At 66.5% G+C, this 26919-nt stretch carries 23 protein-coding genes and 2 tRNA genes; 14 read left to right on the plus strand and 11 right to left on the minus strand.

Annotation, left to right across the window (positions count from 1 at the left end; all coding sequences use genetic code 11):
• Genes E0L17_RS07810 through E0L17_RS07820 form a run of 3 tightly spaced genes read right to left on the minus strand, consistent with a single transcriptional unit; the run spans position 1 to position 3302 of the window.
• A complete protein-coding gene (locus E0L17_RS07810) occupies positions 1-1398 on the minus strand; it encodes a sensor histidine kinase (RefSeq protein ID WP_353652965.1) in 1398 nt (465 codons plus the stop codon).
• A complete protein-coding gene (locus E0L17_RS07815) occupies positions 1395-2678 on the minus strand; it encodes a glycosyltransferase (RefSeq protein WP_167930699.1) in 1284 nt (427 codons plus the stop codon). Before E0L17_RS07815 ends, E0L17_RS07810 begins: the two co-directional genes overlap by 4 nt.
• A gap of 3 nt (positions 2679-2681) precedes the next feature.
• On the minus strand, positions 2682-3302 hold the full coding sequence (locus tag E0L17_RS07820; RefSeq protein WP_167930700.1) for a QueT transporter family protein: 621 nt from the start codon (positions 3300-3302) through the stop codon (positions 2682-2684).
• A gap of 248 nt (positions 3303-3550) precedes the next feature.
• Between E0L17_RS07820 and E0L17_RS07825 the strand changes: the two genes are divergently transcribed.
• The gene (locus tag E0L17_RS07825) at positions 3551-5737 is read left to right on the plus strand and encodes a MurT ligase domain-containing protein (protein WP_167930701.1); all 2187 of its coding nucleotides are present in this window, start codon (positions 3551-3553) and stop codon (positions 5735-5737) included.
• Positions 5738-5949: 212 nt separating this feature from the next.
• Here E0L17_RS07825 and nifJ read toward each other — a convergent pair whose 3' ends face one another.
• On the minus strand, positions 5950-9486 hold the full coding sequence (gene nifJ, locus E0L17_RS07830) for a pyruvate:ferredoxin (flavodoxin) oxidoreductase (protein ID WP_167930702.1): 3537 nt from the start codon (positions 9484-9486) through the stop codon (positions 5950-5952).
• Between the two features lie 414 nt (positions 9487-9900).
• Here nifJ and E0L17_RS07835 point away from each other — a divergent pair, with 414 nt between their 5' ends.
• Positions 9901-10650 (plus strand): C39 family peptidase, encoded by a 750-nt coding sequence (locus E0L17_RS07835; RefSeq protein WP_206109071.1) that lies wholly within the window; start codon positions 9901-9903, stop codon positions 10648-10650.
• Positions 10651-10656: 6 nt separating this feature from the next.
• On the opposite strand, the gene E0L17_RS07840 is transcribed toward E0L17_RS07835, so the two are convergent.
• Together E0L17_RS07840 and purH are read right to left on the minus strand one after the other, a co-directional pair.
• A complete protein-coding gene (locus tag E0L17_RS07840) occupies positions 10657-11322 on the minus strand; it encodes a hypothetical protein (RefSeq protein ID WP_286163377.1) in 666 nt (221 codons plus the stop codon).
• A gap of 211 nt (positions 11323-11533) precedes the next feature.
• Positions 11534-13165, minus strand: coding sequence for a bifunctional phosphoribosylaminoimidazolecarboxamide formyltransferase/IMP cyclohydrolase (gene purH / locus E0L17_RS07845; RefSeq protein ID WP_167930703.1), 1632 nt, complete (start codon positions 13163-13165; stop codon positions 11534-11536).
• A gap of 69 nt (positions 13166-13234) precedes the next feature.
• Between purH and E0L17_RS07850 the strand changes: the two genes are divergently transcribed.
• From E0L17_RS07850 to E0L17_RS07870, 5 genes are all read left to right on the plus strand, one after another.
• On the plus strand, positions 13235-13885 hold the full coding sequence (locus E0L17_RS07850) for a GNAT family N-acetyltransferase (RefSeq protein ID WP_167930704.1): 651 nt from the start codon (positions 13235-13237) through the stop codon (positions 13883-13885).
• A complete protein-coding gene (gene gluQRS / locus E0L17_RS07855; RefSeq protein ID WP_167930705.1) occupies positions 13857-14867 on the plus strand; it encodes a tRNA glutamyl-Q(34) synthetase GluQRS in 1011 nt (336 codons plus the stop codon). Before E0L17_RS07850 ends, gluQRS begins: the two co-directional genes overlap by 29 nt.
• 144 nt (positions 14868-15011) lie before the next feature.
• On the plus strand, positions 15012-16505 hold the full coding sequence (locus E0L17_RS07860) for an ATP-binding protein (protein WP_167930706.1): 1494 nt from the start codon (positions 15012-15014) through the stop codon (positions 16503-16505).
• A gap of 83 nt (positions 16506-16588) precedes the next feature.
• A tRNA-Ser gene (locus E0L17_RS07865) sits at positions 16589-16680 on the plus strand.
• A 136-nt stretch (positions 16681-16816) separates the two neighbouring features.
• Positions 16817-16893, plus strand: a tRNA-Arg gene (locus E0L17_RS07870).
• A gap of 143 nt (positions 16894-17036) precedes the next feature.
• On the opposite strand, the gene E0L17_RS07875 is transcribed toward E0L17_RS07870, so the two are convergent.
• From E0L17_RS07875 to deoC, 3 genes are read right to left on the minus strand one after another with little or no spacing between them, the layout of a single operon-like run.
• Positions 17037-17903: an SDR family oxidoreductase gene (locus E0L17_RS07875; RefSeq protein WP_167930707.1), complete on the minus strand. Its 867-nt coding sequence runs from the start codon at positions 17901-17903 to the stop codon at positions 17037-17039.
• A 49-nt stretch (positions 17904-17952) separates the two neighbouring features.
• Positions 17953-18900 (minus strand): class I mannose-6-phosphate isomerase, encoded by a 948-nt coding sequence (locus E0L17_RS07880; protein ID WP_167930708.1) that lies wholly within the window; start codon positions 18898-18900, stop codon positions 17953-17955.
• Positions 18901-18909: 9 nt separating this feature from the next.
• Complete coding sequence (gene deoC / locus E0L17_RS07885) at positions 18910-19620, minus strand: deoxyribose-phosphate aldolase (protein ID WP_167930709.1); 711 nt, start codon at positions 19618-19620, stop codon at positions 18910-18912.
• Positions 19621-19810: 190 nt separating this feature from the next.
• Here deoC and E0L17_RS07890 point away from each other — a divergent pair, with 190 nt between their 5' ends.
• The 5 genes from E0L17_RS07890 (at position 19811) to E0L17_RS07910 (ending at position 23357) form a co-directional block, all read left to right on the plus strand.
• The gene (locus E0L17_RS07890) at positions 19811-20239 is read left to right on the plus strand and encodes a PTS sugar transporter subunit IIA (RefSeq protein ID WP_167930710.1); all 429 of its coding nucleotides are present in this window, start codon (positions 19811-19813) and stop codon (positions 20237-20239) included.
• A 50-nt stretch (positions 20240-20289) separates the two neighbouring features.
• Complete coding sequence (locus tag E0L17_RS07895) at positions 20290-20784, plus strand: PTS sugar transporter subunit IIB (RefSeq protein ID WP_167930711.1); 495 nt, start codon at positions 20290-20292, stop codon at positions 20782-20784.
• Positions 20785-20812: 28 nt separating this feature from the next.
• Positions 20813-21649: a PTS mannose/fructose/sorbose/N-acetylgalactosamine transporter subunit IIC gene (locus E0L17_RS07900; RefSeq protein ID WP_167930712.1), complete on the plus strand. Its 837-nt coding sequence runs from the start codon at positions 20813-20815 to the stop codon at positions 21647-21649.
• Between the two features lie 21 nt (positions 21650-21670).
• On the plus strand, positions 21671-22528 hold the full coding sequence (locus E0L17_RS07905) for a PTS system mannose/fructose/sorbose family transporter subunit IID (protein ID WP_206109072.1): 858 nt from the start codon (positions 21671-21673) through the stop codon (positions 22526-22528).
• Positions 22529-22649: 121 nt separating this feature from the next.
• The gene (locus E0L17_RS07910) at positions 22650-23357 is read left to right on the plus strand and encodes a GntR family transcriptional regulator (RefSeq protein ID WP_167930713.1); all 708 of its coding nucleotides are present in this window, start codon (positions 22650-22652) and stop codon (positions 23355-23357) included.
• On the opposite strand, the gene E0L17_RS07915 is transcribed toward E0L17_RS07910, so the two are convergent.
• Together E0L17_RS07915 and serS are read right to left on the minus strand one after the other, a co-directional pair.
• On the minus strand, positions 23344-23736 hold the full coding sequence (locus E0L17_RS07915; protein ID WP_167930714.1) for a hypothetical protein: 393 nt from the start codon (positions 23734-23736) through the stop codon (positions 23344-23346). The two genes, E0L17_RS07910 and E0L17_RS07915, sit on opposite strands and share 14 nt — an antisense overlap.
• Positions 23737-23890: 154 nt before the next feature.
• The gene (serS, locus tag E0L17_RS07920) at positions 23891-25186 is read right to left on the minus strand and encodes a serine--tRNA ligase (RefSeq protein WP_167930715.1); all 1296 of its coding nucleotides are present in this window, start codon (positions 25184-25186) and stop codon (positions 23891-23893) included.
• Between the two features lie 101 nt (positions 25187-25287).
• Here serS and E0L17_RS07925 point away from each other — a divergent pair, with 101 nt between their 5' ends.
• Positions 25288-25479 (plus strand): DUF6724 family protein, encoded by a 192-nt coding sequence (locus E0L17_RS07925; RefSeq protein WP_167930716.1) that lies wholly within the window; start codon positions 25288-25290, stop codon positions 25477-25479.
• A 137-nt stretch (positions 25480-25616) separates the two neighbouring features.
• Complete coding sequence (locus E0L17_RS07930; protein ID WP_167930717.1) at positions 25617-26807, plus strand: hypothetical protein; 1191 nt, start codon at positions 25617-25619, stop codon at positions 26805-26807.
• The last annotated feature ends 112 nt before the right edge of the window (positions 26808-26919 follow it).

The following is a 26919-nucleotide window of genomic DNA, read 5'->3' on the forward strand; positions in this document are numbered from 1 at the left end:
TCAGGACGCCCGGCCAGAGCGGCCGCACGTCCCCTCATCCTGCTTCTGGGCCGCCCCCGAGAGGAGCGACCTTCTCGCCCCCGCGAGCCTGAGCGTCACGCACGTGCCCTCGCCCGGCTTGGAGACGATCTCCACCCCCGAGCCGACGCCGTAGAAGCGCTCGATGCGCTCGGCCACGTTGCGCAGCGCCATGCCCGCGCCCTTCTCGGCGCCCGCGCCCGATGAGGGACGGGGCTCGACGGCCTCGGCCATGAGCCGACTGGCGACGGCGTCGTCCATGCCCAGGCCGTCGTCAGTCACGGCAATAAGAATATCATTTCCGTCGGTGGCTACCTGAACTTCAACGTGAAGAGGCCCCTCGTCGCGCATGGCATGGCGGACGGCGTTCTCCACGATGGGCTGCACCAGAAACGACGGGACCGGCAGGCTCTCGCAGCCGCTCTCGACGCGCTCGCTCTCCACGATGCGGTCCTCGCCGAAGCGCGCCTTCTCGATCCGCAGGTAGCTGCGCGTCTGCTGGAGCTCCTGGGAGAGCGGGATGAGCGCCTTCTCGGAGCTCTCCAGCGTACGACGATAGAAGAGCGAGAACTCGCGCAGCAGGTCGCGCGCCTTGGTGGGGTTGGTCCGCGTGAACGACGCGATGGTGTTGAGCGCGTTGAAGAGGAAGTGCGGGTTGATCTGCGCCTGGAGCGCCTTGACCTCCGCGCGGGCGGTGAGCTCGGCCTGCCTGTCCAGCTCGTAGGACGAGAGCTGAGTGGAGAGGAGCAGCCCCAGGCCCTCGGCGATGGCGAGCTGCGTGCGGTCGATGTCGAGGTCGCGCCGGTAGTAGAACTTGATCGTCCCCACCGCTCGGTCCTGCACGAGCAGCGGCACGATGATGCCGAAGGCGCTGCCCTCGGCGCGGCTCCCCACGGCGAAGAGGCGCGCCTCCTGCGTGTCGTCGTCAACGGCGACGAAGGTCTCCATGCGCCGGCTCTCCAGCACCTCGAGCGTGGGCTTGGCGTTGGGGGTGCCCGCGCGGAAGGGCGTCTGGACGGCGCCCTCGTAGGCAAGCACCTTCACGGTGTCGGTGATGGCGATGGCGGCGGCGTCCGTCTCGGGAAGAAGCATCGAGCAGATGGCGCGGGCGTTCTCCTCGGTGAGGCCGCCGCGCAGGTGGGCGAGGGTGTTCGCGGCCACGCGCAGCGTGCGCTCGGTGGCCTCGGAGCGCGTGTCCTCGGGCGTCACGCTGATGGCTCCGCTCATCACGATGACGCCGGCCATGCCGCAGCCCACGAGCATGGCGGCCACGACGATGCCGTCGCGCATGCTCGTGATGAGCAGCGCGGCGAGAAGGACGGCGCAGACGGCGAGAAGGACGTCGGCGGAGCGCCGGCGCGGGCGGAGCTTTCCGATCACTGGGCATCACCAACCGTCGGGAGCGCCCCGGTGTCGCCGAGGTCGTCGGTCGCGGCCGCCGCGCGCTCCTCCGGCGGCACGATCTCGCCTGTGCGCCTGATGGCACCCTGGAGCAGCGGGTCCTCCCAGAGTGCCGCCACCACGCCCGGCCACATCATCGAGAAGGACAGGTAGCGCGAGCTCGCCGCGCGGGCGAACTTGTCGGCGTCGTAGCGCCCCTTCGTGAGGATGCGCAGGTACGCAAGACGGTTCGGCCCCTTGATGAACCGGCGCAGGGCCGTCTGGAAGACGCGTCGGCGCACGCCGGCAGAGAGCCACGGCGCCGGATAGGGCATGAGGGACTCGGGCGTGATGGTGCGCAGGTCGCGACGAGCGTTCATGGCATCGAGCTTGCGATACTCGTACAGCCAGCGATGGACGTCCTGCATGAACATGGACGGGACGCTCGCCATCTCCTCGGGCGGCTGCGAGCGGACGAACCACGCGTTGTCAAACCACGCGTCCATGCCGTTGGCCCGCAGGTTGAGCACGTAGTCGAGGTCCTCGCCGCGCGTGATGTACGGGTCAAAGGGGACCTTCGAGTAGGCCTCGGCATGCAGGGCGCAGCACCCGCCGCAGAGGTGGTTCGACCGCGAGAAGCGCGACGACGAGGTCTGCATCCGCTCCATGACGCGGTTGAACTCCGCCGCCTTCGACCAGTACTTCTCGGTCCACTCGTCGGTGGGGTCTGCGTAGGGGCTGTTGTTGGCGTCGATGAAGAAGCCGCTCTTGACGAGGACCTTGAGGTTCTGCCGCGTGAGCGACCCGAGGCCGTGCACCGCGTTGATGAGGAAGTCGGGGTCCAGCACGACCTCGTCGTCATCGAGAAAGACCACGACGTCGTGGCCGAAGACGGCGGCGACCGCGAGGCCCATGTTCTTGATGGCGCCATAGCCGCGCAGCGCGACCGTCTCGCCGGTGACGTGGTGCGCCATGCGAGCGACGGCACGCTCCACGTGGGCGGCCTCGCGGGCGCCGATGACGAGGGGGTTCAGCGCGGGGTGCGCGCGACAGATGCTCTCCACGCGGGCCCGTGCCGAGTCCTCGCACGTGATGGGCGACACCACGAGCACGATCACGCGGATGACGCCGCGCACCTGGTCGAGCGACGAGAGGCAGAGCTCCAGCTCGGGCAGGGGCTTGTCGATCGGGGTGGTGTAGTCATAGACCCCCCGCTCACCGAGGGCGCCCGGCTGCGCCCCCTCGGCCCAGTACGACGGTATGACGATGACCGGATTCAAGCGCTACCCCTGCGACGTCCCGTCGCTGCCCAGCTGGCGGGGAAGCGACGTCTTGGAGAGGGCCCGGGCAAGCGGCAGGCCGAGCACGTACATGACCACGGCCTCGCCGATGCCGGTGGCAAGCAGGCCGAAGACGTACATGGCCGGATACGCGCCGTCGATGGCAATGCTCGTGAACGGGATGGTGTAGAAGCCGATCCCCTGGAGCATGAGCGGGAGGTAGAGCGGCACGATGAGGGCGTTGGCAAGCACCGGCCCCATGAGGGCGAGCGCGGGGCGGCGGCGGTTGCGCCACGTGAACCACGCGCCGAGCGCGGTGGCGAGGCTGCCGAAGACCACGTCGAGCATGCCGAGCATGCCGGTGCCCGAGAGCGCGATGTTAGCGAGGTTGGCGATGGCGCAGCCGAGCGCCAGGCCCGGGACGGCGTCGGCGGTGAAGAGCGCCAGGACGCACGCCGCCTCGGAGACGCGGAACTGCACAGGCCCCCAGGCGAGACTGCCGAGGAAGAGCAGGGCGCAGAGCGTCAGGGCCGCATAGATGGCCGCGACGGCCCCGATGCGCGCCGTCCTTCTCGCGTCGACGTGGTGTGCCGTGATGTTTGCTGCCGCGTTGTGCTGTCCCATTCTTCTCTCTTTTCTGTCGGAGGGCTTTGCTGGATGCCCGGACGGGCATGTCGCGCCCACGACCTGCGGGATCCCGGTGGAAAGCACTCCAAAAGAAGCATCCCCGCGGGCACGACAGAACTGATACTAGCAGAGTTGTGCCCCCCGCCCCGCGCGGACCCCCCGCCCGCGGCGCGCGCGGCCGGAAGGGCCGCCCTGGCCCGCGTGCTAGTATTGCTGCAGTGAGAGCCGCCCGGAGGGAGCCCCGCATGAACCCGCGCGTAAGAATCGCCTGCCTCGCCGCCGACGCGGCGCGCTGGGGCACCACCCGCCTGCTGCATCGAGGCGGCGGAAACGCTCCGGGCGCCGTGGCGCTGCGCCTTGCGCCGAACCTCATCGGCGAGCTTGGCGGCGCGCTCGAGCGCTCGGTGGTGGTCACGGGCACCAACGGCAAGACCACCACGACCGGCCTTGCCGCCGACGCGCTCGCGGCGGGGGCCGGAGGCGTGGTGTGCAACCGCGCGGGCAACAACATGGAGTCGGGCATCGCCTCCGCGCTCGTGGAGTCCCGCGGGTCGGGCGCGCGCGTGGGCTGCTTCGAGTGCGACGAGCTCTACACCGTGCGCGTGCTGCCGGCGCTTCGGCCGCGGGCGCTCGTCCTTCTCAACCTGTTCCGCGACCAGCTGGACCGCTACGGCGAGATCGACCACACGCAGGACGTCATTGCCGAGGCGCTGCGCCGCTCGCCGCAGACCGCCATCGCCTACAACGCGGACGACCCGTTCTGCGCCTCCATCGCAGCGCGCGTGGACAACCCGGGCGTCCCCTTCGGCATCGACGAGCCCACCGGCCAGGAGGCCGACCGCATCTCCGACAGCCGCTTCTGCGCGAAGTGCAACGCGCCCCTGGACTACGCGTACGTCCACTACGGCCAGCTGGGCAAGTATCGCTGCCCCGCATGCGGCTGGGAGCGTCCCGAGCTTGCCTTTGCCGCCGTCAACGTGACGCTGACCTGCGGCGGCTACGAGTTCGACGTCGAGGACCGCCGGGGCGAGAAGAACGTGCGGCACCACGTGCGCACCCGCTACAACGGCCTCTACATGGTCTACAACGTGATGGCGGCCCTGGTGGCGTGCCTGCTTGGCGGCGGAGACGCGGACGACTTCCAGGGCGCGCTCAACGCCTACGAGCCCGCGAGCGGCCGCGGCAAGACCTACCGGCTCGGCAGCGGCCACTCCGTCGTGAGCAACCTCGCGAAGAACCCCACGGGCTTCAACCGCATGGTGCAGCAGGTACGCGCCGAGGACGGGCGCTACGTGGCACTCTTCCTCAACGACAACGACGCGGACGGCCACGACGTCTCCTGGATCTGGGACATCGACCTCGAGCGCCTGCGTGACCTCACCGACCTGCGGTGCGTCTGCGTGGGGGGCACCCGCCGCGAGGACATGGCGGTGCGCGTGAAGTACGCCGAGCTCGGCTGCCCCATCGAGCTCACCGATGGCGTCGAGGACGCCCTGCGCTTTGTTGACGCGGGCGAGAAGCTCCACGTGATCGCCAACTACACCGCCTTCCCGCCCGTCGTCGCCGACCTCGACCGCCTCTGTAAATTGGGGACGGGTTTTTCCTCGCAGAAAAAAGGGGACAGACCCGCTGCCGACACCGTGAGCGCAACGTCCGTCGGCGTCTCGTGGATAGCGCATGAGGAGCCGGCAACCCCTGCCCTTGACCGCCCGCTGCGCATCGTGCACCTCTACCCCGACGCCCTCAACCTCTACGGCGACGGCGGAAACATCGCCTCGCTCTCCAAGCGCTGCGCGTGGCGCGGCATTCCCTGCCGGGTTGACCAGGTCCTCATGGGCCAGGAGCTTAACCTCACCGACGCCGACATCGTGCTTCTGGGCGGCGGCGCAGACCGCGACCAGCTTGCCGTCTGCCGCGAGCTGCAGGCGCAGCGCGAGAAGGTGGAGGCCTACGTCGACGAGGGCGGCGTTCTTCTTGCCATCTGCGGCGGCTACCAGCTGCTCGGCCACTACTACATGATGGGCGAGGAGCGCGTGGAGGGCCTGCACGTGCTGGACATCGAGACGACCGCAGGGAGCACGCGCCTCATTGGCAACGTGGCGATTGAGTCGCCCGTATGCGACGCTCCGATCGTGGGCTTTGAGAACCACGCGGGCCGCACGGTGCTCAGCGCAGGCGAGAAGCCCTTGGGGCGCGCGATGGTCCACGGGACCGGCAACAACGGCGAGGACGGCGGCGAGGGCGTGCTTCATAACGGCGTTGTGGGCACCTATCTGCACGGTCCGATCCTGCCCAAGAACCCCGGCGTCACGGACTGGCTGATCGAGCGCGCCCTGTGTCGACGTGGCGAGAGGATCGAGCTCTCGCCGCTGGACGACTCCCTTGAGCACCTGGCGCACGACGTCGCCATGAGGATCGCGACGGGACGCTAGCCCCCTATCGAGCTATGTCATCGGCGCCCTCGGCGTCTGGCCGCGCCACCGCGCCACTGGCGTCAGGCTTATTTGGCACGCGTGGATCGCGTGCCAAATAAGCCTGACGCCAGTGGCGCAGCGGCGCGGCCAGACGCCGAGGGCCCACAAAAAACGGCCCCCGGCTCGATGCCGGGGGCCGCAGCTTGCGCAATCAGCTCAGCGAGAGGAGCTTACGCCTCAGCGTAGAGGTCCTTGAGCTTGAGCAGGTGCGCGTAGCGAGCCATGGCGGCCTCCTCGTTCTCGGCGAAGAGCTCCTTGGCGCGCTCGGGGAAGGAGCGGGTGAGCGAGGTGTAGCGAGCCTCGTTCATGAGGAAGTCCTGGTACCCGCCAGCCGGCTCCTTGGAGTCGAGCGTGAACTTCTTGCCCGCAGGCGCGGCCGGGTTGTAGCGGAAGAGGTTCCAGTAGCCGCACTCCACGGCCTTCTTCATCTCCATCTGGCAGTTCTGCATGCCGCCGCCCTTGATGGAGTGCATCTCGCACGGGCTGTAGCCGATGATGAGCGACGGACCGTCGTAGGAGACGGCCTCGTGGATGGCCTTGAGCGTCTGGTTCATGTTGGCGCCCATGGCGACCTGAGCCACGTAGACGTAGCCGTAGGACATGGCGATCTCGGCGAGGCTCTTCTTCTTGGTCACCTTGCCGGCCGCGGCGAACTGGGCCACCTGGCCGATGTTGGAGGCCTTGGAGGCCTGGCCGCCGGTGTTGGAGTAGACCTCGGTGTCAAAGACGAAGACGTTCACGTTGTTGCCGGAGGCAAGCACGTGATCGAGGCCGCCGAAGCCGATGTCATACGCCCAACCGTCGCCGCCGAAGATCCAGAAGGCCTTCTTGGTGAGGTAGGCCTTGTCGGCGAGGATGGCCTTGGCGGTGTCGCAGTCGGCCTTCTCGAGCTCGGCGACGTAGGCGGCAGCGGTGGTCTTGCTGGCCTCGGTGTCGTTGCGGGCCTCGAGCCAGGCGGTCGCGGCCTCCTTCAGGGCGTCGGACGCGCAGTCGGACTGGAGGAGCTTCTCGGTCTCGGCGACGACCTTCTCCTGGACGGCGTCATAGCCAAGGGCGAGACCCAGGCCGTGCTCGGCGTTGTCCTCGAACAGGGAGTTGTTCCACGCCGGGCCGTGGCCGCAGGCGTTGACGTTGAACGGCGAGGTAGCGGCCGGGTTGCCCCAGATCGAGGAGCAGCCGGTGGCGTTGGAGATGAACATGCGGTCACCGCAGACCTGCGTGACGAGGCGCGCGTACGCGGTCTCGGCGCAGCCGGCGCAGGAGCCGGAGAACTCGAGGTACGGCTTGGCGTACTGGCTGCCCTTGACGTTGGCGGCCACGAGCTCATTCTTCTCGGAGACCTTGTTCACCGCGTAGTCCCACACCGGAGCCTGATCGAGCTCGGACTCCTGCGGGACCATCGTGAGGGCGCCCTTCGGGCAGACCTTCGCGCAGTTGGTGCAGCCCATGCAGTCGAGCGGGCTGATCGCCATGGTGAAGGTGTAGCCGGTGCCCTTGGGGATGGTGAGGTCGAGACGACGCATGTTCTCGGGGGCGGCAGCCTGCTCCTCGGCGTTCATCACGATCGGGCGAATCGTGGCGTGCGGGCAGACGAAGGAGCACTGGTTGCACTGGATGCACTTGGTCTCATCCCAGTGCGGAACCATGACGGCGACGCCGCGCTTCTCGTACTGAGAGGCGCCGAGCTCCCACTGGCCGTCGGCAACGTCGACGAACTTGGAGACGGGCAGCGAGTCGCCGTCCATGCGGTTGATGGGCTCCATGAGCTCGCGGACCTGCTTGACGATGGCCTCGCGGCCCTCGAGCGTGAGCTCGACCTTCTCGTCCTCGGCGTTGGCCCAGTCGGCGGGAACCTCGAACTTGCGGTACGCGGTGGCACCGGCGTCGATGGCCTTCCAGTTGGCCTCGACGATGTTCTGGCCCTTCTTGGCGTAGGACTTCTCCGCGGCGTCCTTCATGTACTGAATGGCGTCCTCGGCGGGAAGCACCTGCGCGAGCGAGAAGAACGCGGACTGCAGCACCGTGTTGGTGCGCTTGCCCATGCCGACCTTCTCGGCGAGGTCGATGGCGTCGATCAGGTAGACGTTGATGTTGTTCTTGGCGATGTAGCGCTTGGCCACGGCCGGCAGGTGGGAGGCGAACTCCTCGTCGGACCACTGGCAGTTCACGAGGAACGTGCCGCCCGGCTTGACGTCGCGGACCATCGGGAAGCCCTTGATGATGTAGGACGGGTTGTGGCAGGCAACGAAGTTGGCCTTGTTGATGTAGTACGGCGAGCGGATCGGGGAGTCACCGAAGCGCAGGTGCGAGATGGTGACGCCGCCGGTCTTCTTGGAGTCGTACTGGAAGTAGGCCTGAACGTACTTGTCGGTGTGGTCGCCGATGATCTTGATGGAGTTCTTGTTGGCGCCGACGGTGCCGTCGCCGCCGAGGCCCCAGAACTTGCACTCGATCGTGGACGGGTCCGCCGTGTTGGGGGCGTCCGGGTCCATGGGGAGCGACAGGTTGGTGACGTCGTCCACGATGCCGATGGTGAACTCGCGGGCGGGGGCGTCCTTCTCGAGCTCCTTGTAGACGGCAAACGCTGCCGCGGGCGGCTCGTCCTTGGAGCCGAGGCCATAGCGGCCGCCGACGACGGTGATCTCGGTCTTGCCGGCCTCGTAGAGCGCGGAGATGACGTCCTCGTAGAGGGGCTCGCCGATGGAGCCGGGCTCCTTGGTGCGGTCGAGGACGGCGATCTTCTTGACGGTTGCGGGCAGCGCGGCCACGAAGTCCTCGACGGACCACGGGCGGTACAGGCGGACCTTCACGAGGCCGACCTTCTCGCCGTGGGCGTTCAGGTAGTCGATGACCTCCTCGAGCGTGTCGCAGAAGGAGCCCATGCAGACCACGACGCGGTCGGCGTCATCGGCGCCGTAGTAGTCGAACAGGTGGTAGCTGGTGCCGAGCTTCTCGTTGATCTTGTCCATGTAGGACTGGACCACGGCGGGCAGCGCGTCGTAGGCCTTGTTGCAGGCCTCGCGGTGCTGGAAGAAGATGTCGCCGTTCTCGTGGGAGCCGCGGGCGTGCGGGTGCTCCGGGTTGAGGGCGTGGTCGCGGAACGCCTGGACGGCGTCCATGTCCAGCATCTCCTTGAGGTCGTCGAAGTCCCAGACCGCGACCTTCTGGATCTCGTGCGAGGTGCGGAAGCCGTCGAAGAAGTTCAGGAACGGCACCTTGCCCTCGATGGCCGCGAGGTGGGCCACCGGCGCGAGGTCCATGACCTCCTGGACGTTGCCCTCGGCGAGCATGGCAAAGCCGGTCTGACGGCAGGCCATGACGTCGGAGTGGTCGCCGAAGATGTTGAGGGCGTGGGTGGCCACGGTACGGGCGGACACGTGGAAGACGCCCGGAAGACCCTCGCCGGCGATCTTGTACATGTTCGGGATCATGAGGAGCAGACCCTGCGACGCCGTGTAGGTGGTCGTGAGTGCGCCGGCGCCGAGCGAGCCGTGAACGGTGCCCGCGGCGCCCGCCTCGGACTCCATCTCAACGACCTTGACCGGCGTGCCAAAGACGTTCTTCATGCCCTGAGCGGCCCACTGGTCAACGTGGTCGGCCATGGGGCTCGACGGGGTGATCGGGTAGATGCCCGCCACCTCGGTGAACGCATACGAGACGTACGCCGCCGCCTCGTTGCCGTCCATGGACTTAAACTTACGCGCCATATCCTCTCCTTCGAACCGGTCCCCTGAGGACCCCCATGGCCTCAGGCAGCTCTCACTCACAAGACACATGACTGAGTCGGGCCAATGGCCCATGCATGGTGACAGTGTACTCCGCACGCGCGTTTTTATTCACGACTTCGGCGGCAAATCGGTCGAGCGTGCGGTTTTTGCCGTAAAACGTCCCGTATAACAAATCGCAGGTAAAATACCCCGAAATGAGGGGGATTACCCTACGGCGGCGCAGGACGGGGCCTCGTCTTCCGCAGGGCGAGAAGGACGGCGGCTCAGGCCGGCCGGTTCGTGGTGAAATTGTGACGCCCGGCTGACTCCTCCCCCACGAGCGCAGATGGGCCCGCGGCGGCAGGCGGAAGTCGCATGATAGAATCCTTCAGTACGTAAGACGGGAGGGCGGGCGTGAACGACATCGGCAACATGGCGCTTGCCCGCGGCGGAAGCCCGCGGGGGCGCAAGAAGGGCGGCGCGGGACGCGCGCTCGTGGCGGCCGTCTGCGCCGGGGTTCTTCTCGTCATCGCGCTGGCGCTGGTTGCGGCATGCTCGCTGGGATCGGGCCCCGGCAAGGCGGAGGCCTCAGGACCCGTTGACACGAGCATCCCCGCCACGGCAGACGAGCCCGCGATCACGAGCACGCCGCGCGAGGAGTGGCGCAAGGGCGAGATGCCCTACCTCTACCAGATCGACCCGCAGTGGGCCGACGCGGAGTACTGCGGAGGGAGCTTCGCCGAGCAGGGCTGCGGGCCCACCGCGCTCACGATGGTCTACGTGTACCTGACGGGCAGCACCGACTACGACCCCGTTCAGATGGCCGCCTTCAGCACCGAGAACGGCTACGCCACCGACGGCAACGGCAGCGCCTGGACGCTCATGAGTGAGGGCGCCGCGACGCTCGGCCTCTACAGCCAGACCCTTCCCGCCGTCGAGAGCCAGCTCAAGGCGGCGCTCGAGGCGGGGCACCCGCTCATCTGCGCCATGGAGCCCGGCACGTTCACGCGCGTCGGCCACTACATCGTGGTGGAGGGCATGGCCTCGGACGGGACCCACGTCCTCGTGCACGACTCCAACAGCGTGGGTCGCAGCATGCGCGTCTGGGACCTCGAGACCATCTGCGCCGAGGCCCAGAACATCTGGAGCTTCTCGGCAGCGTAGGGCACCCTACCTGCGCCTTCCGGACGACGCGAGCAGCTTGGCATACCCCTCGGCAAATCGCTCCGCGCGTGGCTGCGCCTTGCCCGACGCCGGCACGATCCCGTGCTCGTCGGAGACGAGAAGGACCTCGTCGTAGGAGACCTCTCCTGCCAGCAGGGCCTCCGCGAGCCCGGCCCTGCGCTCGACCGCAAAGCCAACGGTCTTGGCGAGGTCGGCCATGAGCGTCGCCGCCCCGGAGGGGCGCTCGTCGGCATCGATGCCCCAAATGAGCCCCTCCTCGCGGACGAGCCAGAGCGACTCCGGGGCAACCCCCGTGCTCCTCGCCTCAGCGCCCGCCGCTCGGGCGCGGTCGGCGAGCGCCGACGGGGAGCGCAGCGCCAGCGGCTCGTAGGGCCCCACGGTCATGGCCGCCCTCCCCTCGCCGTCGATGATGAGCATGAGCACGCCATCGGGGTGTTCCGCGGCGCCCTCGGCGAGCGTCCACTCAATGTGCTGCTTCGCCCAGGCGACAAGCTCGGTCGGAACGAGCTCGCCGTTCACGACTCGCTGCCCGAGCGCGCGAAGGTGGCGGTTCTCCAGCGGCAGCGCGCGGCTCGCGAGCCGCCAGCGGCAGACGAGCGCAGGGCTCCCCAGCTTGAATCCGTCCATCTGCGTCGTGTCTTCCAGCTGCATGCGTCCTCCCCCTACGTCTGCGTCACGTTCCCGTAGGGTACCCCAACGAGCCCGTCGCGACCGTGCAAAGGGGACAGGCACTTTTGCACGGCGTCCGCGTGCAAAAGTGCCTGTCCCCTTTGCACGCCGCCGTCTGACGAAGCGCCCCGGGCGGCATCTCGGCCGTCCGGGGCGCTTTGCCTAAAAGGGGCCTGTTCCCTTTTAGGCAAGTCTAGTGACGGAAGTGGCGGTTGCCGGTGAAGACCATCGCGATGCCGTGCTCGTTGCACGCCTCGATGGACTCGTCGTCGCGCTTGGACCCGCCGGGCTGGATGATGCAGGTCACGCCGTGCTCGGCGAGCACGTCCACGTTGTCGCGGAACGGGAAGAAGGCGTCGGACGCGCAGGCGTAGCCGCCCTTCTCCACGCCCATGCGCTCGCAGGCCTCGTCGGCGCGCTCGCAGGCGAGCAGCGCGGAGTCAACGCGGTTGGGCTGACCCGGCCCCATGCCGATGCCGGCCTTGTCCTTGGAGACGAGGATCGCGTTGGACTTCACGCCCTTGCAGACGCGCCAGGCAAACATGAGCTCGTCCATCTCCTCCGGCGTGGGCTTGCGCTCCGTCGGGCAGGTGAAGGTCTCGGGGTCCTCGCTCACGGTGTCGACGTTCTGGACGAGAACGCCGCCGTCGATGGAGCGCAGCTCAAACTCGGCGTGGCCCTCGGCGCCGCCCGTGGCGAGCACGCGGAGGTTGGGGCGCTTGGCCATGCGCTCGAGCGCCTCGGGCGTGTAGCTCGGGGCGATGATGACCTCGACGAACTGCTTGTTCTCGTCGGCGAAGTGCTCCACCAGCTCGTAGGGAACCTCGCGGTTGCAGGCGATGATCCCGCCGAAGGCGCTCTTGGGGTCACATGCGAAGGCGCGGTCGTAGGCCGTGGTGACGTCGTCGGCAACGGCGGAGCCGCAGGGGTTCTGGTGCTTGAGGATCACGCAGGCGGGGCCGTCGAACTCGCGCACGAGGTTCCACGCGGCGTCCGCGTCGAGGTAGTTGTTGTAGGAGAGCGGCTTGCCCTGGACCTGCTCGGCGCCCACGAGGGGGTTCGCCGAGGAGAGGGCGTCGGCCATGTCGTCGGCAAAGCGATAGACCGCGGCGGTCTGCTGGGGGTTCTCGCCATAGCGCAGGTCATCGACCTTCTCGAGATAGAAGCCAAGCTCCTCGGGCATGGCGGGCTCGTCCTCGGCCTCGTCGTCGGCGAAGTCCTCGTCGTAGCGGTCGGCGAGCCACATGGCGATGGCCGCGTCGTAGTTGGCCGTGGTCTCATAGACCTTGAGCTGCAGGTAGCGACGCAGCTCGAGGGAGGTGCAGCCACCATTGGCGCGCATCTCCTCGAGAATCTCGTCGTAGTCGGCCGGGTCGGAGACCACGGTCACGGAGGCGGCGTTCTTGGCCGCGGAGCGCAGCATCGAGGGGCCGCCGATGTCAATGTGCTCGATGGCATCGTCGAACGTGACGTCCGGCTTGGCCACGGTCTTCTCGAACTCGTAGAGGTTCACGCACACGAGGTCGATCATGCCGATGCCGTGCTCGGCCGCCTCGGCCATGTGGGCGGGGTTGTCGCGCCGGGCGAGCAGGCCGCCGTGCACCTTGGGGTGCAGCGTCTTCACGCGGCCGTCCATCATCTCGGGGAAGCCCGTGTACTGCTCGATGGGCACCACGTGGACGCCCGCCTCCTCGAGCACGCGCGCGGTGCCTCCGGTCGAGATGACCTCGACGCCGAACTCGTCCTCCAGCGCCTTGACGAAGTCGACCACGCCCGTCTTGTCCGTGACGGAGACGAGCGCTCGCTTGATGGGAGTGTCTGCCATGGCCCCTCCTTGGGTTTGACGACGACATGTTGTACCGTCTCTTCTACGATACCGCAGCTGGAGGACAACATGACGCAGACGGAAAAGTTGACGTGGCGCGCCTTTGCGCCGGAGGACTTCGAGCGCGCGGCGGCGCTTCTCGGCCGCACGTGGCTCCCCGAGTTCGACGGGGCCGCCCAGCGCGCGGCGAGCCAGATCGAGCTCGCCCACTACCTCTCGCAGGCGACGTGGTCGCTCGTGGCCGAGCGCGCGGGTGAGATCCTGGGCGTGGTCCTTCTCGCCGAGCGCGGCCAGGAGGCTCCCGAGGGCGCCGGCTGGACCGAGCTCGAGACTCGCCTCACGCGAGCCGCCGAGAAGGACCCGCAGCTCGCGGAGGCCGTGCGCACGGAGATGGACGGCGTGCGCGAGGAGGCGGAGCTCGAGCGCGAGTACGCCGCAGGAGACCCCGCGGGCGTCGACGCGGCGGTGAAGCTGCTCATCGTCTCCCCTGACGCCAAGAGGCTCGGCATCGGCGGGAGGCTCTTCTCGGCAGCCCTCGACCACCTGCGCGAGTCCGGGGCCGCGGGCTACCACCTGCTCACCGACGACAGCTGCGACGTTGGGTTCTACGAGCACAAGGGCCTCACGCAGGCCATGCGCCGCCGCTCCGGCGCCTACTGGCCCGGCGTTGACCCCGAGAGGGACGAGTTCTATGTCTACGTCTACGACCAGCTCCTCTAACTTGCCTAAAAGGGGACAGGCCCCTTTTAGGCAAGTGCGCGGGCGCTTTGCCCCGACGCCCTCGGGACGGATGCATCTGGGCAACGCATTTGCCGCGCTCGTGGCGTGGCTCTCCGTGCGTGCCGCGGACGGAGAGATGGTGCTCAGGATCGAGGACCTTGACCCGCGCGCAGCCAATCGCGAGCGCGCCGAGCTGCTCATCGATGACCTCCGCTGGCTGGGGCTGGACTGGGACGAGGGACCGTACTGGCAGAGCGAGCGCTCCGCGGCCTACTCCGAGGCCCTCGACCGACTGGCTGACGCCGGGCTGACCTACCCCTGCTTCTGCTCGCGCGCGGAGCTGCACGCCGCGAGCGCCCCGCACGCCTCCGACGGCACGCCGGTCTATGCGGGAACGTGTCGAGGGCTCTCGGCGGACGAGGTCGCCCGACGCTCGGCGAAACGGCCGCCCGCGACGCGCCTCCGCGTGCCCGACGCCGACGACCCCGCGGGCGTAGTCGAGTTCTGCGACCTGGCCTATGGGCCGCAGCGTGAGATCCTTGCGCGCGAATGCGGCGACTTCCTCGTGCGGCGCAGCGACGGCGTGGTGGCCTATCAGCTCGCCGTGGTGGTGGACGACGCGCTCATGGGCGTGACGCAGGTGGTGCGGGGACGAGACCTCCTGGGCTCCTGCGCGCGCCAGGTCTATCTGGGCGGGCTCCTTGGGTATGCGGCGCCCGAATACGGCCACGTGCCGCTGCTCGTTGCCCCCGACGGGCGGCGCCTCGCAAAGCGCGAGAAGGACCTCGACCTCGGCGCCCTGCGGGAGCGCGGCGTGCGGCCCGAGCGCGTGGTGAGCGCGCTCGCCTGCGCGGCGGGGCTTGCCGAGCCCGGCTGGGAGGGCAGCGCCCCCGAGCTCGTGCCGCTTTTCTCGTGGGACAAGGTCACCGCCCACCGGGAGGACATCGTCGTGGACGATGCGTTTCTCGCCAGGCTGTCATAGAGCTGCGTCCGGTTCACGCTCCATAACAGCCTCTCTTCAGTCCATATTATCCCTCCATGAGTCCATCCTTTCTGTCTATCAGTCTATAATTTGCTAATATCAGTTCATTGCACTGTCTATCCATCCATCTTATTGGGAGGATTCATGGACCTCGAGACGAGCAGGCTCCCCGAGCAACTCCTCGGCCTCATGCGCACAATCGAGAGCGATCTTACGAACGTCGAGGTCAAGAGCGCGAAGGGCGGCTTCCCAAAAGATGTCCTTAGAACGATATCCGCCTTTGCCAACACGTCAGGGGGAGTGCTCATTCTGGGCGTCTCCGAACAGGACGGCTTTTTGCCAGTCGAGAACTTCGATGCCCCCGCAATGCGTGACGCCCTGGGCAATGCGTGTCGCCAGCAGCTCACCCCGCCCGTAACACCTCGAATCGAAGTTGTCCCCTATCAGGGCACGCCCGTCGTCGTTGCCGACATACCAGAGATGCGTCCCACAGAAAAACCCTGCTATATCACCGCAAGCCATATATACGAAGGCTCCTACGTACGTGTTGGAGACGGCGACCGTCACCTCACGCCATACGAAATAGACCGACTTCGCGAGGAGCGCACCCAGCCAAAGCATGACCTGGACGTCGTAGACGAGGCAACCTTAGGCGACCTCGATTCCGTCCTTATTGGCAAGCTGCTTGCCCGCGAGCGCTCACTCAACCCCCTAGTGTTCGGCTCACTTGATGACTCTGCCGCTCTCAGGGCCCTCCGGGTAATCAGGACCGACTCCAATGGAGAGGATCGCCCGACGCTCGCCGGCCTACTCGCCTTAGGCGTGTTTCCACAGACATTCTTTCCGCGACTTGGAATAACGTTCGTGGAATTCCCCGGAACGCGTCACAGCCCGTTCTCCTCGGGCAGGCGCTACGTAGATTCGCAGGAGATCGGCGGATCTATACCAACCATGGTGGCGCAAGCCCTTTCCGTCATCGAAAGGAACACCCGCACGGGAGCGCTCGTGAGCGGGGCGTTTCGCCAAGACCTGCCCGACTATCCCCCCGCGGCGCTTAGGGAGGCATTTGCCAACGCGCTCATGCACCGGGACTACTCTCCCGAGGCGCGTGGGGGTCAGGTGCAGATTAACCTGTACGCCGACTGCCTAGAGATCACCAACCCCGGCGGGCTGTTCGGCGGCGTGACAGTCGACACGCTCGGGATGCCGGGAGTTTCCTCGACAAGAAATCAGTTCCTGTCCAAGCTCCTGTCAAGCACTCCCTACCCATCCGATCTTCACGGGGCGCGCTATGTCGTTGAGAACAAGGGGACGGGATACGTTGAGATAAAGCGGACACTCGCCGATGCGCTCATGCGTGACCCGCTCGTTTACGACAGCCCAGGGCGATTCACCATCGTGTTTGAGCGAAGAAGGCTGGCGACCGCCGAGCGCCAGGGTTTCTCGGCTGCCGAGCTCGACGAGGCGATTATCCAAATGATCATGGATCGTGGAACGGTGAGCACCCGTGAAATCCAGGACGCCTCCGGGCTCGCGCGCTCGACGGTCCTCAGCCACCTAAAGCGCCTCATTAATAACGGAACCGTCGAGCCCACCGACCCGGCCGGAAGCAAAAGACGCAGGTATCGACTCGTCTGACATTCTTTGCGTTTCTCGCCCGCCTGCTTGCGCGATAGTTGTGAGTTCACCGGTTGTGCGGTATGATGCTCAGGCACCAGTTTGGAGAGCTGACCGAGAGGCCGAAGGTGCTCGCCTGCTAAGCGAGTATAGGATGCAAATCCTATCTGGGGTTCGAATCCCCAGCTCTCCGCCAGACTGTTCGGGCCCGTTCCGCGCTGCGGGGCGGGCCTTTCTCGTGGACGCCACCCCTCCTCACCCACACATCTCCAACATTTTTTGAAATCCCGCTTGACGCGCCGGGGGAGGCGTGGCAATATATCCAACTGCACGCGGCGTTACCTCAGCTGGATAGAGGACCTGACTACGAATCAGGGCGTCATAGGTTCGAATCCTATACGCCGCACCACGCAAAGTAAGGGGCTCCTTCGGGAGCCCCTTTTTGCATGCCTTCGCGCTACATAAAGTACGCACCCCAGCCAACCCCTCTCGCGTCAGCGCTGATGGCGAGAAGAACCCGTGGCCGGGGTGCGTACGAGGAGCGCGTGCTGCCTACCTAAGACCAAAGTCCCCGAGGCAGAGGTCAAGGTCCTCCTCGAAGGTCCCGAGCTCAATGCCTGCCGCCTGAATCTTGTCCGACGCCAGACGGAAGTCGCGCGGCCGGTCCGCGTACGTGGTCTCGTCGGGCAGGACGAGACGGTCGACCTCGCCCGCGGGACAGCCGAGGCGCTCGGCCACGAGCCGGGCGGTCTCGTACGTGGTGCGCCCGTTCTGGCTGGCGAAGTGATACGCCCCACTCGGAAGCTCGAGGATCTGCGGCAGCTGCCCCGCAAAGCGCTGCGCGTAGGTCATGTTCCGACGCTCGTGCACGCGGAAGGCCGCGGGCTCCCCGGAGCGCAGGACGCGCATCACGTTGGTGAGGATATTGGGCGAGGGACGCACGCCAGGCATGGCCAGACCAAACATCCACGAGAATCGCAGGATGAGATAGTCGTCCACGTTCTCGCGAATCCAGGCATCGGCCTCCATCTTCTGCTGGCCGTAGCGCGTCGTCGAGACCTGCTCGTCATCCTCCGAGAAGGGCGCCGGCCCGGGCGAGGCGTTGAAGCACTGCTCGGTGGAGATGAAAACCACGCGCCGGCCACGCTCGGCGCACGCGCGCGCAATGGCGATCGCTGACTCGGTGTTCACGCGATGCGTGCCATCGGGGTCCTGCTCGCAGTGGGCCGTCGTCGCGTCCGCGGCCATGTGCAGGCACACGTCGAAGTCCGCCGCGCGGAAGAACTCCTCCACGCCGACGGGATCGTGAAAGTCGACGTCGGTGTGGGAGATGCAGGAGAACTCGTAGCTCCCGGCGTTGTAGAGGCGCGCGAGGCTCGCAAGGTACCCGCGCGCGCCCGTGATGAGAATCCGCTTCATGCCCCTTCCTTCCTGACAATGGTGACCGGGTCGTTTGTCAGCATCCCCGTCACAGCGCCTCGCCGGGTCGGGCCGCATAGCTCCGCAGGACCCGGCACGTCCCCTCAATCGTATAGGAGCCGGCGCTTGCGGGCATGAGGAGCGAGCGCGTGAAGGGCAGGTCAACCTCCCCCTCAGCGGTGCGCACGCGCGCGGAGCCCGCAACGCAGGAAAGCACCTCGTAGCGGCCATCCATCGCCTGCTCCCACGTTCCGCGCACGTCGATCACGTCAGAGGCGAAGAGTCGATGCGTCACCCCGCGACGCACGCCCGCGGACGCCTGGGGGTCAAACGGGCCCAGATGGTTGGGCGTGGGAAGCGAGTCGGTCCTCAGCACGTCAAAGGCCTGGCGCACGTGAAGCTCGCGCCCCCGGCCCCAGTCACAGATGCGGTAGGTCTTGAAGCCGAGGCTTCCCACCTCGAGCGCAAAGACGCCCTTTCCCATGGCGTGGAGCGTCCCCGCCGGAATGAGGACGAAGTCTCCCTCGGACACGGGTACCTTGCGGCCGTACTTCTCGCCAAGCGTGTCATCCGCCGCGGAGGCGCGCAGGGCCGCCACGTCATCGGTCGTCGTGCCGCAGTAGATGAAGGCGCCGGGGTCCGCCGCGAGGATGTACCAGGACTCGGTCTTCTCGTGGTCGCCCTCGTGCGCCTGGGCATAGGCCTCGTCCGGATGCACCTGAACGGAGAGGTTCTCCCCCGCATCCATCACGATGATCTGCACGATACCGTCATCGGGAAGGTCACCCATGATCTCCGCGCGGTGCGTGCGAACGAGCTCGTCGAGCGGCTTGCCGTCAAAGGGCCCTCCCTCGACCGTGTTGACGAGGCCCTCGTGCACGGAGACGTCGAACGACTCCCCGTAGAGGGTCTCCCCCGCAATGCCGCGCGCCTCGTTGACGCGCGGCCCCGACCACACCGGGGAGATGTAGTTTGGCCTGAGCAGAAGCGGGCCCATCACAGCCCCCTAGAGCTCGAAGGCGTCGGCGCCCGTGGCCTCGAGGCGTGCCTTGAGCTCCTCGATGATGGGGATGCCGGCGCTGCAGCCGATGCGCTCCGCACCGGCGCTGACCATGGCGAGGAAGTCGTCCGCCGTGCGAATGCCGCCCGCGGCCTTGACCTTCACGCGCTCGTCCGTGTGCTCGCGCATGAGCTTGACGTCCTCGACGGTGGCACCGCCGGTCGAGAAGCCCGTGGAGGTCTTGACGAAGGTCGGGAGCACCTTGCTCGCGACCTCGCAGAGCTTGAGCTTCTCGTCCTGGGTGAGCAGGCAGTTCTCGAAGATGACCTTGGAGGGGACGTCCGCCTCGCGGCAGATGGCCACGATCTGGGCCATCTCGTCCTCGATGTAGTCCCAGTTCCCGGCCTTGACCTCGGTGAGGTTGACCACGTAGTCGATCTCGTTCGCGCCGTTGGCGAGGGCGTCTCTGGTCTCGAACACCTTGACGGCGATGGTGGTCTGCCCAAGGGGGAAGCCGATGGCGGCGCCGGTGTGGATGTCGGTGCCGGCGAGCAGCTCGGAGCAGAGCTTGGACTGGACGGAGTTCACCGCGACCATCTTGAAGTGATAGCGCTTGGCCTCCTCGCAGAGCTTCTCCATGTCCGCGCGCGTGGCGTCCGCGTGCAGGTTGGTGTGGTCGACGAGGCGGGCAAGATCATCAATCGTATAGCGCTTCATGGCAGTCCTTTCGTTCGATTCGACCTTGCGCTGATACTAACATATAGATGACTTATTAGACTGTCATATTCTATTTGTACCGTTTATGTCTGTTTTACTACCGTTCATGGGACCGCAATTCTTGCAATATGGACATTTTTTGTCTGACTTATATGATTCACTACAACCAACGCGATCGAAAGGAGCGCATATGAACATTGTAGTGGCTTCCCACGGGAAACTCTGCGAGGGACTCGTGGACGCCCTGCACATGATGGTGGCTGAGCCCGCCCCGGTCGTCGCCGTCGGGCTTGACGAGCACGGCATCGACGACTTTCGCAAGCGCCTCGTCGCCGCCGTCGACGCATCGCTCGCCCAAGGAAAGACGCTTATTATGTCTGACCTTATTGGCGGCACGCCGTACAACGAGGCGTATGCCCTCTTCCTCCAGCATCCCGAGGAGCTTCGCGTGGTCGCGGGGGCAAACTTCCCCATGCTCATCGAGGTGGGAATCGCCGCCGCGGACTCGGACGACCTCGATGAGGTGCTCGGCGTGGCCGTCGAGGCGGGGCGGGGCGGCGTGATCGCCGCCGAGCTCCCCGACGAGGGGCCCGAGAACGACGAGGACGACCTCTTCTAGCGACGTAGGCAAGGCGCCCGCACCCCGGGCGCTCAGGAAAGGAGAAGAACATGGCCATTGTGCTCGCACGCGTTGACGATCGCGTCATCCATGGGCAGACGACCACGAGGTGGGTCGCCGTCAAGCCCGCCGACGCCATCCTCGTGATCAGCGACAAGGTCGCTGCCGACCAGCTGCGCTGCAAGGTCCTCAAGGCCGCAGCCGGCAAGCTCAAGCTGGGCATCTACACCCTCGCCCAGGGTCCCGAGGCCCTCGCCAAGGCAAGCGCCTCCCCGAAGAAGTTCTTCGTCATCTCTGACTCCATCAGGAACTTCGCCGACCTCACCAAGCTCGGCGGCAACTACGGCGGGGTCCTCAACGTGGGCAACCTCAACGCCACGCGCGAGGGCACCAAGAACATGGGCAACACCGTGATGCTCAACGACGAGGACGTCGTGGCCCTCGACGAGCTCGCCGCGGCCGGCGTGGACATCCAGTTCCAGCTGCTCCCCGACGACTCCATCCGCACCTGGCCCGAGCTCAAGGCAAAGTACCAGGCAATGTAGCGACCCCTAACGAGAAAGGGAGAAAGACATGAACCTCGCGCTGCTGTTCCCCGCGCTCATGTGTGGCGTGTTCTGCTACCTCGGCGCCATCGAGAGCTGCTGCCTCTTTGGCATGAGCTGGGGCTATTACGTGATGGGCCGTCCGCTCGTGGCCGGCCTGCTCTGCGGCCTCGTGTTTGGCGACGTCACCCAGGGCGTCCTGTGCGGCGTTGCCGTCCAGGCCGTCTTTATCGCCAACCTCTCGACCGGTGGCGCCACCAACTCCGAGATCACCTACGCCTCGTACGGCGGCATCGGCCTTGCCATGGCCACGACCAAGGACCCCGCGATCGCGGTGACGCTCTCCGTGCTCATTGGCCAGACCCTCGGCCTGATCTTCTATAACACGCGCATGGCGCTCTACTCGTTCTTCAACAACGGGGCCTCGCGCGCCGCGGAGAACAACGACGACCGCGGCATCACCCTCTGGCACATCGTCTACCCGCAGATCTGCACCTTCTTCATCCGCGCGGTCCCCGTCTTCCTGATCGTCTTCTTCGGCCAGGGCGTCGTCGACGCGCTGCTCAACAGCGTTCCCGAGATCGTCACGCACATCATCTCCGTCCTCGGCGGCGTCCTGCCCGCCCTCGGAATCGGCATGCTCATGAACATCGTCATCAAGGACAAGATGCAGCTCATCTTCTTCCTCGCCGGCTTCGTTCTCCTGTCCTTCGCCGGCCTCTCGATGGTCGCGATCGTCTTCATCGCCGCGCTTGTCGCGTACCTCGTGTTCCTCTCCAGCGGCAAGTCCGCCGCAGAGCCGGCGGCAGAGGCCGTGGCAGAGGCCGACGCGCACGCGGTCTACGAGGACGACGACCTGTTCTAAGCACCGGAAAGGAGCACTCCCATGGCCACTGAAACCACCGATATGACCCAGCAGGGCGTCGGCGCCAACGGAAAGCCGCGTCTGACCAACAAGGAGCTCAACACGATCTGGCTGCGCTGGGCGTTCACCCACCTCGCCTCCATGAGCTACGAGAAGCTCCAGGGCCACGCCTACGCCTGGTCGTACATCCCCTTCGCCAACAAGTACTATGCCGACGACCCCGAGGCAAAGCGTCGCCTCCTCGTCCGCCACTCGGTCTTCTTCAACACCGAGCCGCAGACCGGCCAGATCATCAACGGCATCGTGACCTCCCTCGAGGAGAACATCGCCCTGGGCGGCGAGGTCTCCGAGGAGATGCCCAACAACATCAAGGCCACGCTCATGGGACCGCTCGCGGGCATCGGCGACTCCATCATCCAGGGCATCATCGTCCCGACGCTGCTCTCCATTGGCATGAGCCTCGCCAACGGCGGAAGCCCCCTCGGGCCGCTCTTCTACATCGTCGCCTACGGCATCATCGGCCCCGTCATCTCGTTCATCAGCTACCGCACGGGCTACAAGCTGGGCGTGGGCGCCATCGACGTCATCGTCGGCGAGAGCGCTAGACGCATCATGGACGCCTTCAACGTGCTCGGCATCATGGTCGTCGGCGCGCTTGCCGCGGGCAACATTGCCCTCACGACCACGCTGAACATCCCCTTCGGCGAGGAGTGGCAGCCGCTTCAGACCACCCTCGACGGGGTCTTCCCCGCGCTGCTCCCGCTCATCGCGGTCCTCGTGACCTGGTGGATGCTCGGCAAGAAGCAGTACAGCCCCACCAAGGTCATCGTCATTCTTGCTGTTGCCATCAGCGTTCTGTGCGTCCTCGGCGTCTTCTAGGAGAGGCCCGCGCCTTTTGAATGATTGTTTATGCCCCACCCCCTGCGGGACCTGCGCTCTGTGCGGGTCCCGCGCGCGTTACAATCAACGCATCAACGCGCTCACACGACGGCAGGATCCCATGACCCTCTACGACCAAATCAAGGACGACCTCCTCTCAAAGATCAAGGACGGCACCTATCCCGAGGGGCAGACCATCCCCTCCGAGCTTGAGCTCGCCGAGATCTATGGCGTCAGCCGCCCCACCATCCGTCAGGCGCTCCAGATCCTCGTCAGCGACGGCTATCTTGAGAAGCGGAGGCGTCGCGGCACCGTGGTCACCAAGCCCAAGGTGAGCCAGTCCTTCACCATGAGCATCTCGAGCTTCGAGGACGCCATGCGCCTCGCGGGGCGCCTCCCCAAGACCAAGGTCCTCGTGTTCAAGCGCGAGCGCGCGAACGCCGAGGTCGAGAAGCGCCTCGAGCTCACCCGCGGCCAGGACGTCTTCAAGCTCGTCCGACTCCGCTATGCCGACGACCTGCCCAACGTCTTTGTGGAGAGCTACATCCCCTGCGCGCTCTACCCCGGCCTCGACTCGTTCGACTTCAACGAGTCGAGCCTCTACGCCGCGATGGACGCCTGCGGGAACCCCGTGATGACGGCGCGAAGGCGCCTCGAGGTCATCAAGGCCGACGGCGCGGCCGCCGCGCTCCTCGACGTCGAGGCCGGAGACCCGCTGCTGCTCTTCCACACTGTCGCCCGTGACGCCAGCGGAACGGCCGTGGAGTACTCCGTGGCCACCTACCGCGGGGAGAGCAACAGCTTTGAGCTCAACGTCAGCCGAGTCTGATCGCGGGCGGGGCGCCCGGGCCCTGATCTGACCGACGGGCCGGCCTAAACTGCAGGACGCCGCCCGGCCCCTCAGACGAGAACGCATACGGAACGCCCAGCCCGTCGCAGAGATCCATCAGGTCGACGATGTCATGCGCCTCGTCCGACAGGTAGCTCCACAGCGAGTCAACGCCCCCGCAGAAGCCCAGCCGCAGCAGCCGTGCGGCGTCCTCCGCCGCGAGCGATACCCTGAGCGTCCGGTTCTTCTCGCCATAGGCGAGAAGAACCGACGGGCCGGAAAGGTCCTCGCGCACCACGATCTTCTCGCCATCCGCGCCAACGCGCATCACCCGCACGTCGCCCGCGCATTCGAATCTGGCAATCTCACGCTCTTCCATGGCAACCGCCTTCCCTCTCGTCCCCGCCAACAGTATAGCAGAACATTTGTTCTTTTGGAACACATGTTCTTTTTCCGTCAACGGTGAGAGCGGCAAGAAAAACGGGGTCGCCCGCGCGTGACGGACGACCCCGCAGCACTCTGGGCGGAAGGCGCTAGGCCTCCGGACGGATGACCTCGACGCCGCCCATGTAGGGACGCAGGGCCTCGGGCACCGTGATGGAGCCGTCGGCGTTCTGATAGTTCTCCATGATGGCAGCCATCGTGCGGCCAACGGCGAGGCCGGAGCCGTTGAGGGTGTGGACGTAGCGCGTGCCCTTGAACTCCGCCGGGTCCTTGTAGCGGATGTTGGCGCGGCGGGCCTGGAAGTCCCAGCAGTTGGAGCAGGAGGAGATCTCCTTGTAGGCGCCGTAGCTGGGCAGCCACACCTCGAGGTCGTAGCACTTGCATGCGGAGAAGCCGATGTCGCCGGTGCAGAGCGTGACCACGTGATAGGGCAGCTCCAGCGCCTGGAGCACCGCCTCGGCCTCGCCGACCATGCTCTCGAGCTGGTTCATCGAGTCCTCGGGCTTGGCAAACTTGACCATCTCGACCTTGTCGAACTGGTGCACGCGGATGATGCCGCGCGTGTCGCGGCCGGCCGATCCCGCCTCCTCGCGGAAGCACGGCGTGAAGGCCGTGTACCACAGCGGCAGCTGGGAGGCCTCGAGGACCTCGCCGCGATGGAGGTTGGTGAGCATGACCTCGGCCGTGGGGATGAGGTAGAGGTCGGGGTTGACGTGGTAGAGGTCGTCCTCGAACTTGGGCAGCTGGCCCGTGCCAAAGAGGGTCTCGCGGTTGGTGATGACGGGCATCCACCACTCCTTGAAACCGGCCTTGACGTGCATGTCCACCATGAAGCTGATGAGGGCGCGCTCCATGCGGGCGCCCATGCCGCCGAGCACGTAGAAGCGCGTGCCCGCGATCTTGACGCCGCGGTCAAAGTCAATCATGCCCGTGGCGGGGCCGAGGTCCCAGTGCGCCTTGGGCTCAAAGCCGTCCGAGGAGAAGTCGCGCGGGGTGCCCCAGCGGCGCACCTCGGGGTTGTCGGAGTCGTCCTTGCCGTAGGGAACGCTCTCGTGCGGGATGTTGGGAATGCGGGACACCAGGTCAAAGAGGGCGTCCTCGACCTCGGTGCGGCGGTCGTCCAGGCTTGCGATGCGGTCCTTGTTGGCGGCCACGCGCGCCTTGGCGGCCTCGGCCTCGTCCTTCTTGCCCTCGCGCATGAGCTGGCCGATCTGCTTGGATACGGAGTTGCGCTCGGCCTGGAGCTTCTCGACCTCGGCGATGACGGAGCGGCGCTCCTCGTCAAGCTCGAAGAACTTCTCGCGGTCCCAGTGGGCGTTCTGGCGAGACTCGCAGGCCTTGTCCACAAGGTCAGGGTTCTCGCGGACGAACTTGATGTCGAGCATGCTGGCTCCTAGCTTTGGGTGCGTGCATTTCGCCGGCGCTCGCGCGCGGCCCTCCAAGTATATACTTGTGCGGATGAAACGACGCGTTCCCGGGAGGGTGCATGCAGGCGATTGGCGACTTCTTCACATGGCTCTTCAACGACAGGATGGGCGTCATCTGCCTCATCGGCGGTGGCATCGTGATCTGCCTCGTCATCGCCCTGCTCATGGAGCGCACCACCAAGAAGCGCTACTTCAACCACGAGAAGTCCGAGGGTGACTGGGACCTCTTCGACGACGAGGGTGACGAGTAGCGGACTCTGCCCGCAGGTTCTTCTCGATTAACGCGCACTCGTGCACGGCTCTTCTTACGTTTGCCCAGTTGGCATTTAAGAACCCGTGCACGAGTGCGCGTTAATTCCCTATCAGCCGCTCGTCGGGAGGAGGGGGCGTGCTTCTTACCGTCAATCGGATGTCCGCGCTGAGGGCGCTGCGGCGTGAGCGAAGCGAGAACGGTCGTCTGACCGGCGCCCGAACCGACCTCGCCGCGCCGGACCCCACCCCGCGGAAACGCTGGACCGCCGGCATCATACCGAAGGGCCCGCTCGCGATTGACGCGCCGCCGAGCCGGGATCGCCCCCTTGACATCGTGGTCCCGCAGGCGCGCTTGCGACCGCGCGCCGCGTTCTTCCGGAGCTCCGTGCACGGGGGCGACATTCCGCCCGGCTCCTACGTCAGCTTGGGGGAGGAGGTCGCCTCCGTTGGCCCCGAGCTGCTGTTTCTCGAGCTTGCGGGAGTCATGCACCCCATCGTCCACGCCCTCGTAGGCTACGAGCTCTGCGGCACCTACGCGCGCGACCCGCGCTCGCCGCGAACGGGCAGTGTGACGTTTGGCGTCGAGCCGGCCACGACGAAGGCGAGAATCGCGGAGTTTCTCGACGGCTGCCCGGGCCTGCGCGGCGTTGACCAAGCCCGTCGCACCCTCGCGCATGTCGCCGACAACGCCTGGTCACCCACGGAGGCGCTTCTCGCGCTTCTCGTCCGCCTGCCCGTCACCGAGCTGGGCTTCGGCGCGGGGCCCGTGACCCTCAACGTCCGCCACGAGACGACGGCCGAGCTGCTGCAACGTGGAGTGAGGGCGTCGCGCGTGCCTGACATAGAGGTGGACGGAACGCCCATGGGATTCAACTATGACGGGTACGGGCACTTTGACCTCGCCTCCATCGCTCGGGCCGAGTCTGCCGAGGAGCGCATGGGTGCCATGCGCAGCGTGCGCGAGAAATACCTCGACGACCTCAGGAGAAACCGGGAGCTCACCGCGCGCGGCAAGATAATCCTGCCCGTCATCGCCGACGACCTGTTTGCCGACGGCGGGCTTGACACCGTCATGCTCGAGGCTGCCTTGGCCTGCGAGGAGCTCTGCGGCCAATCGCTCGGGGACGTGCGCCTGGCGCTCGCGTCCCCGTTGCTCGCCCGGAAACGCCAGGAACTCATCTGGTCGCTCCTCCCGTGGGAGCCGGGGACGCGCTACGCCCGTGCCATGGCGGCGCGTCAGGAGGCGAGGGAGGGAACCCCCGAGGACGTCCTCCTCCTAGGGGACGAGTTCGTGACGGTGGAGGAGGTTTCCCTTGCCGGAGATTAACGCGCACTCGTGCACGAGTTCTAAAGTGCCAACTGGGCAAACGCGAGAAGAACCGTGCACGAGTGCGCGTTAATTGCAGCCGTGACAGGGGACGGGCCGCGGCCCGCGGCAC

The organism is Olsenella sp. SW781 (assembly GCF_012027725.1).
Lineage (GTDB): Bacteria > Actinomycetota > Coriobacteriia > Coriobacteriales > Atopobiaceae > Thermophilibacter.